The sequence below is a fragment of the Sphingobium sp. SCG-1 genome, assembly GCF_002953135.1.
Classification (GTDB): domain Bacteria; phylum Pseudomonadota; class Alphaproteobacteria; order Sphingomonadales; family Sphingomonadaceae; genus Sphingobium.
Window position 1 is genome coordinate 950539 of the sequence record NZ_CP026372.1, and the last position, 12352, is coordinate 962890.

At 57.1% G+C, this 12352-nt stretch carries 10 protein-coding genes and 1 pseudogene; 5 read left to right on the forward strand and 6 right to left on the reverse strand.

Going from position 1 to position 12352, the window contains the following annotated elements; all coding sequences use genetic code 11:
• Positions 1-7: 7 nt before the first annotated feature.
• On the reverse strand, positions 8-2167 hold the full coding sequence (locus tag C1T17_RS04320) for a TonB-dependent receptor (RefSeq protein WP_189338490.1): 2160 nt from the start codon (positions 2165-2167) through the stop codon (positions 8-10).
• A 382-nt stretch (positions 2168-2549) separates the two neighbouring features.
• Between C1T17_RS04320 and C1T17_RS04325 the strand changes: the two genes are divergently transcribed.
• Complete coding sequence (locus C1T17_RS04325; protein WP_104952384.1) at positions 2550-3869, forward strand: spinster family MFS transporter; 1320 nt, start codon at positions 2550-2552, stop codon at positions 3867-3869.
• A gap of 19 nt (positions 3870-3888) precedes the next feature.
• Here C1T17_RS04325 and C1T17_RS04330 read toward each other — a convergent pair whose 3' ends face one another.
• Positions 3889-4737 (reverse strand): helix-turn-helix domain-containing protein, encoded by an 849-nt coding sequence (locus tag C1T17_RS04330; protein ID WP_104952385.1) that lies wholly within the window; start codon positions 4735-4737, stop codon positions 3889-3891.
• A 35-nt stretch (positions 4738-4772) separates the two neighbouring features.
• Between C1T17_RS04330 and C1T17_RS04335 the strand changes: the two genes are divergently transcribed.
• Together C1T17_RS04335 and C1T17_RS04340 are read left to right on the forward strand one after the other, a co-directional pair.
• On the forward strand, positions 4773-6050 hold the full coding sequence (locus tag C1T17_RS04335) for an alpha-hydroxy acid oxidase (protein WP_223262793.1): 1278 nt from the start codon (positions 4773-4775) through the stop codon (positions 6048-6050).
• Entirely contained in the window at positions 6047-7597 is a 1551-nt protein-coding gene (locus C1T17_RS04340) for a M81 family metallopeptidase (protein ID WP_189338491.1), read from the forward strand. Before C1T17_RS04335 ends, C1T17_RS04340 begins: the two co-directional genes overlap by 4 nt.
• A 40-nt stretch (positions 7598-7637) precedes the next feature.
• On the opposite strand, the gene C1T17_RS21175 is transcribed toward C1T17_RS04340, so the two are convergent.
• On the reverse strand, positions 7638-7880 hold the full coding sequence (locus C1T17_RS21175) for a hypothetical protein (protein WP_189338616.1): 243 nt from the start codon (positions 7878-7880) through the stop codon (positions 7638-7640).
• Between C1T17_RS21175 and C1T17_RS04345 the strand changes: the two genes are divergently transcribed.
• Positions 7879-9696, forward strand: coding sequence for a serine hydrolase domain-containing protein (locus tag C1T17_RS04345; RefSeq protein WP_223262794.1), 1818 nt, complete (start codon positions 7879-7881; stop codon positions 9694-9696). The two genes, C1T17_RS21175 and C1T17_RS04345, sit on opposite strands and share 2 nt — an antisense overlap.
• 18 nt (positions 9697-9714) lie before the next feature.
• On the opposite strand, the pseudogene C1T17_RS04350 reads toward C1T17_RS04345, so the two are convergent.
• A pseudogene (locus tag C1T17_RS04350) lies at positions 9715-10444 on the reverse strand (IS5 family transposase); the annotation flags it as partial.
• A 192-nt stretch (positions 10445-10636) separates the two neighbouring features.
• Positions 10637-10945, reverse strand: coding sequence for a hypothetical protein (locus tag C1T17_RS21545; RefSeq protein ID WP_223262964.1), 309 nt, complete (start codon positions 10943-10945; stop codon positions 10637-10639).
• Between C1T17_RS21545 and C1T17_RS21550 the strand changes: the two genes are divergently transcribed.
• Positions 10921-11103: a hypothetical protein gene (locus tag C1T17_RS21550; protein ID WP_223262795.1), complete on the forward strand. Its 183-nt coding sequence runs from the start codon at positions 10921-10923 to the stop codon at positions 11101-11103. The two genes, C1T17_RS21545 and C1T17_RS21550, sit on opposite strands and share 25 nt — an antisense overlap.
• Before the next feature lie 496 nt (positions 11104-11599).
• Here the strand turns inward: C1T17_RS21550 and trmB are convergent, their stop codons facing one another.
• Positions 11600-12280: a tRNA (guanine(46)-N(7))-methyltransferase TrmB gene (gene trmB / locus C1T17_RS04360; RefSeq protein WP_104952387.1), complete on the reverse strand. Its 681-nt coding sequence runs from the start codon at positions 12278-12280 to the stop codon at positions 11600-11602.
• Positions 12281-12352: the final 72 nt, after the last annotated feature.

Consider the following 12352-nt stretch of genomic DNA (forward strand, 5'->3'; position numbering starts at 1 on the left):
CTCTAATTCAATATTTTACTGAGGCCATCACGCCGATCGTGCGCGGTCGTTGGATTACGACCTCGTTGATGCCTAACCCGGTACGGCCGGACAATTCGGCGAGTTCGTTGGTCACGTTCCGTACAAACCCCGTGACTTCGAACTGATTTGTCCTCACGCCAGCTCGCAAGTCGCCGGTTGCATATCCATCGAGCCGGATATTGCGATTGACCAAGCTGGAGGGGAACGAGGTGTTCCGATCGCTCACCATCCGAATTACCCCACCCAGGACGCCGTGCAAGCGGCCGCTGATCGGCCAATCGTAATCTGCTGTCACGGTCGACGAGAACTTTGGCGTCAAGGGCAGCGGATCGCCCGATATACCGCCGACCGCGGCAATATCTTGGGAGAGAGTGGCATCGGTGTAGGCGAAAATCGCACCAACTTGGAGCCCAGAAACGGGCCGTACACTTGCGACCGCTTCTACGCCCTTGCTGACCGCCTTACCGCCGTTTGTTCGATAGCTGAAACCGCTGACCGAGCCAATGACCTGAATATTCGTCCAATCGATATAGAAACCGGAGATGTCCAATGACGCTCGTCGGTCTGATGTTTGTGCCTTGAAACCAACTTCGTAGCTTTTGACGCGATCGGGACTGAAGGTCGCAGGGGTATTGGCGACTTGGACGTTCGGTCCACCAGGCCTGAACCCGGTGGCGAAGCGTAAATATGCCTGAGCGTTGGACGAAAACTGATACTTAGCATCAGCCAAGTAGGTCTTGACGGTCTCCTTCGACGATGCCGGCGGAGTGGCAGGCACGAAGGCTGCAGCCGGGCCATAGATGGATGTCAGGATGGCGTTGAGGCCCGCCACAGCCGAGCCAGTAGTGAATTGCTGATAGTGTTGATTGTCGCGCCCGATTCGGAAACCTCCCTCGACCGTCAGTTTCGGAAGGACCTGGTACGACACATTGGCGAATGCGGCATACTCCTCGTAGCTCGAGTCGAGCATGATATTCAGCAGCTGATCCAGACCTGCGATCGACTTACCATCAAGCGTGCGCGCGTCCCCACGCTGGATCTGGTCGGCGGTTTCCCTAGTATAAAAACCACCCACGAGAAACTGAAGTGGGCCGGTTCCAGTTGAGCTAAACCGCAGCTCATGAGTGTTCTTCTTAAGGTTTAGATCATTGTGGATGCCGGCGTTAAACGGCGCCGGAAGAACCGGACCCAAACCCAGCCTGCCGATGGTCACGAACAGCGAAGCAATTGGAGCGTTTGAATAGTTAGATAGGATGTCGGTCTGGATATCCTGATAGCTGCCGATATATGTAGCGGCCACTCGTCCGAGATCCAAATTGACGGACCCGTGAATGAACTTGAAATCCTGATTGCGAGTCGGAACCACAGCCTGGTTATACGAGCGTCCGGCGAGAGGCTTCCCGTCCGCGTCGGTGATAACAAAGTCCTCGCCGTCTCTATCGGTTCTCTGAATGGCACCCCAAAGGTCGATCGTGAGATTGCTGGTGGGTTTGAACAACAAGTCCAATCGACCGCCATAGCGTTCGGCCCGGTTGAACCGATTGCGACCCGTGACGGAGTCGTTGATGAAACCGCCCCGGAGGTCGTCGAAGCCCGAGACGCGAACGGCAAGCTTGTCCCGCACCAGCGGCATGTCCGCGGCGGCGCTGACCAGATAGCTGATCCGACCACCGTCGGTATCGGCAACCTCGCCATGGGCCGACCCACCGAAATCCGTAAGGGACGGCTTACGCGTGACGTAAGACACGAGGCCACCAAGAGTGCTCGCGCCATAATATGTCCCTTGAGGACCACGCAGCACCTCAACCTGTCGGATATCGGAGGGATCAAGATCGAATTGCGATGAGCCGCCTTGGAGAAATGACGAACTTGACCCGGTCGGCGCGCCATCGATGACGACCCCGCTCGTCGCGGAAGCATCGGCGCCGGTGTTAATACCACGAATGATGACCGTGTTGCCGCCTACTCCGGTGCCGATATTCAAACCGGGCACGAACGAAGATATGTCTCTCAAATTGGTTGCACCGCGCGCAATCAGATCCTCTTGACGAATGACTGTTACCGCTGCGGGGACATTAAGCTCGGTTTCATCGCGCTTGCGCGCAGTGACGATAATGTCGGCCGGTCCGTCCGAAGTGGTTGTCATAGCCGGCAAAGCCGCAGCTGCTTGCGTTGCCTCGGGCAGAACCGTCTGCGCTTGAGTTGAAAACGGCATCAACGCCGAACCTAGAAGAACTGCTTTCAGATATCGCAAAGATCGAACCGACATTTTCCACCCCTTTTCTGGCACCGTCCTGGATCAGGGTTTCGCTCGATCAAAAAGCTTGATCAAAGCCGAACGCCCTAAGTCATTTGTTTCGAGAAAGGAATGTTCTGTTTCTCATTACGAAAAGTCAAGCCTATTTATCTCCTAGAGAAAACAGTTTGACACGACGTCTCTTCGGCTGGACATTACGGAGCCAAAGGTTGGATAACCCCGATGCGCCGAGATGTCGCGTTTTCGGTCGCAAGGCCATGTCGAGTGAGGGATGAAGGATTTGAACAACCAGAAACGCGGTTCTAACGCTATAATGCGGCTACCTCAGGGGGCGCTGCCTTGGGAGGCGTTCAGCCCGCGCCAACGTTATTCCTTCCTTGCCATGCTATTTCTTATTTCGGTTGTCAGCTATGCCGACCGGCAGCTTCTGCCGGTGGTGCTCGGAAAAATAAAACTCGAGTTTGGCTTGTCGGATGGGATGCTCGGAGCCATCGGCGGCGCTCCTTTTGCTCTGTGCTACGCAGTGTCGACGCTGCCATTTGCGCGCGCAGCTGACCGGGGCAACCGCAAAGCATGGCTGCTGGTCTCCTTTGCGTTTTGGACTGTCGCGACGATGGCGTGCGGCTTTGTTCCTACCCTCCTCCTGTTGTTTATTGCGCGCATGGGCGTGGGCCTTGGAGAGGGTGGTGCGATGCCAATTAGCCATTCGCTCATCGCAAATTATTTTCCACCGGACGTGCGTGGCAGGGCTTTCGCAATCTTCACGGCGGCGTCCACGATAGGAACGGCATTAGCCTTGATCGGGGGCGGGTGGCTTGCTCAACACTATGGTTGGCGTACCGCATTCCTTTGGATGGGCGCCTTGTCGATACCGATTGGAATGCTTGCGTTTGGGGTGCTGCGGGAACCTCCGCGCGATAATACTTATCGATCAGAGAATAACACTCGCCCGAGGCTCATTGCGGACCTTTCGGCATTATCGACCAAGCCAAGCTTTCTTTTAATCCTTTCCGGTTTTATTCTCTACTCCCTATTCGGGTACGGCCCCATCACTTTTATTCCGACCTATCTAGTGCGTGACCTGCACGTCGATATAGCCACTGCTGGCGCCCAATATGGTGCTGCAAGCGCTATAGGAACGCTGGTCGGGGCGGTGGTTGGCGGAGTTCTTACGGATAAGCTCTTTCGAAGAGATCCTCGTTGGCTCGTCTGGCTACCGGCCGCTGGTTTTGCGGTATCGCTCCCCCTGGCGGTCATCACGTTCAGTGCCACCACACTCGTCGATTTCATCGTTTGGGTCGCTATTCTCCAAGCGGTATTGTTTGCGACCCTGCCGGCCTTGTTCGCCGCCGTCCAACACGTCTGCGGGCCCAGTCGCCGTGCCACGGCAACCGCCGTCTTGCTGGCGCTGCTGAACGCTGTCGGAATGACGGTTGGGCCGCTTGCTACGGGATGGCTCAGCGACGCCTTCTCAGCCGCAGCCTATCCACAATCGCTTCGCCTAGCTTTGCTAGTGATGTCGTGGATGTTGGCGCCTGCCGCCCTCCTCATCGCACTCGCCGGACGAAGCTTCATGAGAGACGTCGAATAGCCCGCGCACTACGTTGTAGCTAATGCTCGAAGCGCGCGTCGTCCACGGGTGGCGGCTGATGCGACCGTGGGATGAAGACCGCCAAGACATGGCAAGGCTGATCCCCGGCCTTGATGTGGGCATGGCCCATTTCGGCGTCAAAATAGATGCTGTCACCCTTCTCAAGGCGCACAGGTGCGTACACCTCGCTATGAAACTCCAATGTGCCTGATATTACGAAATTAAACTCCTCGCCCGCATGCCGCGTAAAGGGTCCATATTCTGCTATATTGTCTAACGAGACCTCCGCGATCGCGGGCTGGCAGGCGCGATTGAGAATCTCTGTTGATAAAAACGTGAGCGTATACAAGCCACTATCCATGACCTTACCCTCCCCGGCCCTTGTGATGCTGCGACGATTACCAAATGGGCTTTTGACGTCGATGTCCGCAGGGGCCGCACGATTTGTCTCGGACGTTCCCCCCTCGTCCGATATGAGATCGGCCATTTCGCATTGGAGAAAGCGGGATATCGCTTCGAGACGCTCGAATGTAATCGCGACCAAGCCGTTCTCAAGCTTAGAAAGCGTCGATAAAGCTACGCCAAGTTGCTTTGCGAGCGCTGCTAGCGACAGGCCGACCTCGACGCGCCGATGACGGATAGCGCGGCCAATCCGCGCTTGCGATGGTGTGGGCTTGGGTTTCCCTGAGCGCTTCGGTTGTTCGTCGTTGAGCGGTTTGGGCATCGTGCTGATTTCGACCTGCGGCAAAGTTTCTCTATCATTAGCATCGCCGGTGAACCCAGCGGAAGCGAAATCGCGAAAATTCCCCTTCTTCACCATATACACTAGTTCGAGCTTGATTTCCATGTGAGAAAGGGTTTCAATCATACTTATAAACTATTTCGTCTAGAGAAAGGCCTAGTGTGCCCAACGGGATTGCGGCGGCGCGGAATATTGCAGACCTCCAGCTGTTGGCCCGGAAGGCGCTGCCGGGGCCGGTGTGGAACTATCTTGAGGGAGGAGCGGACGATGAGGTGACGAAGCGGCGCAACACGGCGATCTTCGATGATGTGCTGCTGACGCCAGAAATCCTGACCGACGTGAGCAATATTGACACCCGCATATCAATGCTCAACATCGATTTCGGGTTTCCTGTCATAATGTCGCCGACGGGCATGTCGCAGCTCTTCCACCCAAGTGGCGAAATGGCGGTCGCTCGGGCGGCCGCAGACCATGCGGTACCTTATGCATTATCGACAATGGCAACGACGACGATCGAGGAGGTAGCACAGATCGGCGGGCGGCGATTTTTCCAGCTTTATTGCTTCAAGGATCGGCGACTGACTTCCGAGTTGCTCGATCGAGCGAAGGCGAGCGGATATGACGGCATCATCCTCACGGCGGACACGCCCGTATCTGGCAACCGAGAGCGAGACCTCGTATCCGGCATGAGCGTACCCATGAAGTTTCCTTTGAAAAGTCTTATCGACTTCTCGCTTCATCCCAAATGGTCGCTCCCAATGCTTTTTGGAAAACGCGTCGCACTGGCCAATATGACCGGTGGTCATTGGGGCACCGGCAGTGCTGCGGGGGTGATCGCAATGGTCAACGGGCAAATGGATAGATCCATAACCTGGAAGGATTTAGACTGGCTTAGGGCGACGTGGAATGGTTCCCTTATTTTGAAAGGCGTCAGCGCACCGATCGACGCTGTTGAAGCGGCAAAAATTGGGTGCGATGGCCTGATGATTTCAAACCACGGCGGCCGCCAACTGGACGGCGCCGTTACCCCGCTTGAACAATTACCCCACATTCGCGACGCTGTCGGCGACGCCGTAGTGTTGATCCTGGACGGCGGCGTACGCCGGGGAACTCACATCCTGAAGGCACTCGCGCTCGGCGCCGACGCCTGCGCCATCGGTCGTCCGTACATATTTGGTCTTGCGGCTGGAGGCCCTGCTGGCGTCCATCGAGCGCTGCAGATCTTGCGCACCGAATTCGAGCGCGGAATGGCGCTCCTCGGCGTGCGCTGCGTCGCTGACATACGTTCCCGTCACGTGCGGTGGTCAGGCCAGCAGGCGGCCACCGATTTTGCTGTCCGCCTCGAGCGTAACGCATGGCCAAACCGACCCGAGACATCCGACAATGGACCGTGGACGGCTGTCGGTCGCTCGGCGTTCTCGCCTGGGAAAGCAGTATGACACAGACTAAGACTCGCCAAGTAGGCCGCGGCCCTATTCGAATTTTTGTCGCATGTCTGGCGCATGAGACGAATAGCTTTTCCCCGATACCGACGAGCTTGACCAGTTTCGAAGCTGACTGTGCATACGTGCCGCCGGCAAAAATTGGGCGTGACGCGGCAATGTCGTTTCAAGGCTATGGAGACGCGATTGCAGCGATCAGCTCCGCGGGTGACGAGGTTGTCGAAGGTCCGTGCTTCTGGACCCAGCCCTCGGGACCGGTATCTAGGTCGGTTTTCGAGGATATGCGCAATCACATTCTTCGCGGTCTAGAACGCGCTGGGCAAATCGACGCAGTGTTTCTGGTCCTTCATGGCGCGATGATGGCCCCAGGGGTCGACGACTGCGAGGCTGACATTCTGCGCCATATTCGAGCGCTGCTTGGCGATGATGTGCCTATCGGCGCTGTGCTCGACCTTCACGGCAACGTCGGGGCTGAAATGGTCGCCACTGGGACGCTGCTCGTGGGCGTGAAAGAGTATCCTCATGTCGACTACCGCGCGCGTGTGGAGGAACTTCACGCCATGTTGCGTGACTCCGTTGTTAGAAATGCCAGCTTCGTCGTTTCGCTTCGTTCGATTCCCGTTCTCAGTCTCCAAGGTACGACCGAAGGGCCAATGAAGGATCTCGTACGTCGACTCGTAGATATCGAACAGCAGCCGGGAATCAGGTCGGTAACTCTGATGCATGGTTTTCCTTGGTGCGACAGCGAGCAAACGGGAGCGGCAGCGCTCATTATAACCGAAGGATTACCTGAAGGTCCGGCCAACATGCTGCTCGACGAGATCGCTGAACGCTACACGTCGATCGTAACCGACGCTCCGGTCAATCGGCTGACAGTAGAAGACGCTTTGGCCGAGGCGATGGAAATTCCGCAAGGTCGCGGGCCAGTGATTATCGCCGACAGTTCTGACAATTCCGGCGGTGGCGCCGCCTCTGACAGCACGTTTTTGCTTCGGACTTTGCTCCAAACGGATTGCGGTCCGGCGGCGCTAGGCATGATATGGGATCCACAGGCCGTGCGGATTGCTGCTGATGCGGGCGTTGGTGCCAGACTTACGATACGGATCGGGGGAAAGGTCGGCCCCCTTTCTGGAGATCCGCTTGATGTGGACGGAGAAGTCATATCGGTAAGGGCTGATGTAAGGCAGCGTTTCTTCAGCAAAATTCCTAACACTCCAATCGGCCTAGCCGCAGTTATACGTGTTGATAAGGTTTTTATAGTACTGAATTCTATTCGACAACAGGTTTTTGCGCCAGAGTGTTTTACCGAGATGGGTGTCAATCTCTCGGCGATGGGCATTGTTGTCGTCAAGTCTACACAGCACTTCAGGGCCTGTTTCGATCCAATCGCGCGCGCGACACTATACTGTAACGCGCCGGGGTCTTTGGACATGGATCTGATGCAAATGCCATATCGCAAACTTCGGCTTTCAAGACTTGGCTCCGCCTACGCAATCGACCGGCCTGTGGTCCGCCTGAGGCACGAGCAGTCGTCGACAGAGTAACTCCCGTTTAGACGGTGCATTTAGCATGATCTGAGCTAGTTCAGCAAAGTAAGACTGGTGTAATCGCAGTGAAAAAAAAGACATTCAAGCTGGCTTCCTGTTTAGCAGCGGCTTTGATGAGCCTGTCCGCCGCGCGCCCCTCGGCAACGGATTCCGCGCCTTCGATGCCCGCCGCCCTTGTAAACGCCAGCGCGCCTTCTTCGCCCGGTCGATCGATAGACGCACCATCCGTATCAAGATTACTGGAGCGTACGGATTTGGTCTCTTGGCTAGACGGGTACATGCCCTACGCCCTGCGGGCGGCTGATGTGCCGGGTGCAGTTGTTGTCATCGTTAAGGATGGGCACATACTTAGCGCCAGGGGTTTTGGCTACGCCGATCCCGAAGCCGACCTTGCGGTCAACCCTGAGAAAACGCTGTTCAGAGTTGGTTCGATATCGAAGCTGTTCACCTGGACAGCTGTCATGCAGCTGGTTGAGCAAGGCAAGTTGGACCTCGATCAGGACGTCAATGCCTATATTGACTTCCAAATTCCGGATTTCAAAGGTCGTCCACTTACGCTTCGTAAGATAATGACACATACTACGGGATTCGACGATGTCCTGAAGGGCATCGTTTTCTACGATCCGCGGTTTCACCTTTCGCTGTCCGACTATGTTAAAAAAAGGTTGCCGCGGCGCGTAGATGCTCCCGGATCGACGCCCGCTTATTCCAACTATGCCGTCGCACTTGCAGGCTATATCGTGCAACGTCGTTCCGGCGAGAACTTCGACACCTATATCGAGCGGCACATCTTCGCGCCGTTGGGCATGACAAATTCAACGTTCAGTCAGCCGTTGCCAGCGGCTTTTCGAGCAAGACTGGCAACCGGATATGCTGCTCCCGGACGACCCTCGCCAAGTCCCGAATTTCTCGGCCCGGAGCCGGCGGGAGGAGCTACCACTTCGGCGATGGACATGGCCCGTTTCATGATCGCGCATCTTCAGGACGGACAGTTTGACGGCAAGACAATTTTGAATCCGGTAACGGCGCAGCGAATGCATGACAGCGCGCGGCCTCTGGTCGAACGGGCCGCGCTCATCCCGCCACTGAACAAGATGGAGCTTGGTTTTTTTGAAACCAACATCAATGATCACCGGGTGATCGGGCATCTGGGCGATACCCAAGCATTTCACTCTGCGCTCCACCTCTTCTTAAGGGAGCGTGTCGGGCTGTTCATCGCGATGAGCAGCCCGGGAAGAAAAGGCGCGGCGAACGGTTTGCGGACATCGCTGTTTCAAGACTTCGCCGACCGATACTTTCCATCGAACAAGACCGCGACTGTAGTTGATCCTCGTCTGGCCCACGCTTCGGCCCTAGCCGGTATTTGGTGGCCGAGCCGACGTCCGCATTCCAGCTTTCTTTCCCTTGCTTACCTGGCCGCGCAGGTCCGGGTGGCTTCGCTGCCGGACGGCACACTCTCCATTCCCGGCCTGACTGGTCCAAATGAGCGGCCACGCCGTTGGGTGGAGATAGCACCCTATGTGTGGCGCGACCGCGATGGCCATGATCGCCTCGCAGCGCAGGTCAGCAATGGTCGGGCGACCAGATGGAGTTACGATTTCTTATCACCTGTACAAGTTTATGATCGCGTGCCGCCTGCTAAATCGTCGGCCTGGATATTTCCCGTGCTTGGAACGGCCTTATTTATCCTTCTGATTAGTTTCTTTCGATGGCCGCTGGCGTGGGCTGTACGGCGGCATTTCTCGGCGCCCGTCCCATTTACGGCCGAGGGACTGAGAACATACCGAGCCTTGAATCTGCTTGCCGGCCTAAACGTGCTTCTATTTGCATCTTGGAGTGCGGTTATTGCTGCAATGTTTCAGTCGCTCGACACGCTGGCCGGCCGTTTCGATTGGTTGGTGTTCACGCTTCAGGGTGCGGGCATTGTTATATTCTTTGGCACAGTACTGCTTGCCGCGTGGAACGTGAAAGTGGCTTGGACGGATCGCAGGCGTTGGACAAGCAAGACGTGGGGCGTCGTTCTGCTGATGGCGACAGCCGCCACGCTATACGTCGCGGTCGCGTTCGATCTGATGGCGATGACAACGCAATACTAGCGTCAGGATACATTGATTGAGCCAGAAGGTAACGGTTGCAGCGATACAGATTGCGGACATGAAGGTGTGAGCACAGCGGTCATATCGAGTATGGATACGCCGCCAATCCTTAAGTTTGCCGAACATGTTCTCGATCCTGCGGCGCTGGCGATAGAGGACTGCATCGTGCGGGATGGGGACCTTCCGGTTTCTCTTTGACGGGATGCAGGCGGTGGTTCCGCAGTCCGCGAGGGCCTTGCGGAACCAGTCGGCGTCATAGCCCCGGTCACCGAGCAGTGCCTTTGCCCTGGGGAAGGCCTCCAGCATCAGGGCAGCGCCTTTATAGTAGTCGCTCATCTGTCCTTCGCGCAGCAACATGACCAGCGGTCTGCCCATGCCGTCCCAGACGGCATGAAGCTGGGAGCTCAGGCCGCCTTTGGTGCGTCAGATACGTCGGGGAACAGCCCCTTTTTAAGCAGGCTAGCTGCCGTCCGGTGCGCTTTGAGATGCGTCGTATCAATCATCACCTGTCAGGCTGGCCGCCCTTTGCCGAAAGGGTCGCGAATATCCTGTTGAACACACCAAGCCGGCACGATCGGATGAAACGGTTGCAGATCGTTTGGGAGGACCATAGTCAGTAGGCGCATCGCGCCATCGCAGGCGTTCTGATCACAAAAAAGATGCCGCTGATGATCCGCCGAGCATCGACACGTGGCACACCATGAGACAACGGAAAATACGCATCGATCCGGCGCACGCTGGGGAGAATGTCTTCAGCGCCTCACTAGCCGCGGCTTCCTTCCTCCGTTTCAATGTTGCCCAACTGGCGGGAGCGCGCGCGTTTGCGGTCATCCAAAAGGCCATGGAGCAGTGCGGAGGGCGGCCAGCGGCGGAACAGGCGGAGCAATGCATGGGGGTGCGGTTTTATAGTAGGGCAAACGGCGACACATATTCGTTATGTTTATCCGGCGCGGGGCGCCGCGCCGGGAAAGATTCGAACGTCGCCTTCCCGCCGAGCGACGAGAACCAGTTGCTGGGGCAGCGCTGCAAGCTGAAGCACAATTTCTGGGCCGCTGCGACAGCGCTGGAGAGGTGATATTCCACATAGCCAAGTCGTTGCGCTTTTCAGGTTTCCAATCGTGACGTTGATAGATGCCCGCCACGCCAGAGCGAGAACCGCAAACGTGATGAGGACCGCTTCAGTTACTTCGAAGCGGACGCCGAGCCGTTGAAAGCCGGTCGCCAGTGTTCGCCGAAGGTCACCGGCCATCGGAACAGGCACCTCAACACGGCGAAGACGTTGCGGCGATTGGCTGCCTGCTCACGCGGCATACGATCGAAGACGGTAACGACATCGACACGAGTGATGGTGGGAAGGGCCTTGCCCCTCAGCACCGGCTTGACGTGAAGGTGCAGCGATCGAGTTAGGAGCGTCGATCATCCTTTTCCCTTGCAGCTTGCTGCAAACCGATCGGCGTAGTTTGAAAACGCCAGATCGACAGCCTCGCGGCGTCGCTGCTTATCAGATTCGACCGGGCGATGCCCTAATCGACGAGGCGAAGGAGCCTTGTCGCTTCCTCGCGAGCGGTGAAGGGCGTCCAGGGCGAGCCATGTCGCCGATCGTGTAGCGACGTGTCTTCGCCTCCGGCCGCCCATGCGATACTGGACGACGCAGGACGCTGAGCCGCCCGCACTGATCTTCAGCCCGAACCCTTCAGTTCGTCATCCCAGAGGAAGCCGGTACGGCGCCTGCCTGAAGCGCGTCGAGGGTTCGCTTGGTGATTTTTCCAGTGGCCATGACGAACCTCATGTACCAAAAAGTAATCATCCAGCAGTCACCGAACGGAAATGGGCGGCGGTAGGCGGCGGCGCGTTTCGGTATAAACCGCTGTAAACAAAGAAATTGCGACACTAAGCCGTTGACCTAAATCCGCCGGTATCGGAAGTACCAGACTTCATGGCCTTTCGTCCGCGCCTTGGCCTCATATCGCGTTTCTGGCCAGCCGCCTGGTCGCGTTAGGAAATCGTTGGGCTCTTTTGCCAGCCATTCAAAATCCGGGCGACCGTTCATCACCATCAACGCCCAGCGCAGATATACCGGATGATCGGTTCCGAAGCGGAATTCGCCGCCCGGTTTTAGCTTGGCGGCGATCATGTCCACCGGTCCCTTGTTCATCATGCGCCGTTTGGCGTGTCGCAGCTTGGGCCATGGATCGGGGTGTAGCAAATAAACGAAGCTGAGACTCCCGTCCGGTATCCGCGCTAAGACTTCGAGTGCGTTGCCCATATGCAGCCGCACATTGGCAAGCCTGCCGTCCCGGATGTGTGTCAGGGCACCGACCACGCCGTTGAGAAACGGCTCGCATCCAATGAAGCCATGGTCGGGCAACATGTCTGCACGGTAGGCGAGATGCTCGCCGGATCCGAAGCCGATTTCGAAGTGGAGGGGGCGGTCGTAACCGAACAGCGCTTCCGCCGTAACCTCGCCGCCTTCCGGCACACTGATCGCCGGGAGCAGTTGCTCGACAAGCTCCGCCTGTCCGGCGCGCAATTTGTGGCCAGACCTGCGACCATACAGGCGGTTGAGAGTAGTGGGATCCTTCATCCGGCGCGCTTAGAGCATTTTTAAATCGGGTGTCATCACCTGATCGTCGGAAACTGCGGTTGTGTGCAATTG

What these genes read in the sequence shown, in the direction of transcription:
- C1T17_RS04320 (WP_189338490.1), bottom strand. Translation starts at nt 2,167, where the DNA reads ATGACAACCACTTCGGACGGACCGGCCGACATTATCGTCACTGCGCGC.
- C1T17_RS04325 (WP_104952384.1), top strand. Translation starts at nt 2,550, where the DNA reads ATGAAGGATTTGAACAACCAGAAACGCGGTTCTAACGCTATAATGCGG.
- C1T17_RS04330 (WP_104952385.1), bottom strand. Translation starts at nt 4,737, where the DNA reads ATGATTGAAACCCTTTCTCACATGGAAATCAAGCTCGAACTAGTGTAT.
- C1T17_RS04340 (WP_189338491.1), top strand. Translation starts at nt 6,047, where the DNA reads ATGACACAGACTAAGACTCGCCAAGTAGGCCGCGGCCCTATTCGAATT.
- C1T17_RS04345 (WP_223262794.1), top strand. Translation starts at nt 7,879, where the DNA reads ATGCCCTACGCCCTGCGGGCGGCTGATGTGCCGGGTGCAGTTGTTGTC.
- C1T17_RS21175 (WP_189338616.1), bottom strand. Translation starts at nt 7,880, where the DNA reads ATGTACCCGTCTAGCCAAGAGACCAAATCCGTACGCTCCAGTAATCTT.
- C1T17_RS21545 (WP_223262964.1), bottom strand. Translation starts at nt 10,945, where the DNA reads ATGGCCGGTGACCTTCGGCGAACACTGGCGACCGGCTTTCAACGGCTC.
- trmB (WP_104952387.1), bottom strand. Translation starts at nt 12,280, where the DNA reads ATGAAGGATCCCACTACTCTCAACCGCCTGTATGGTCGCAGGTCTGGC.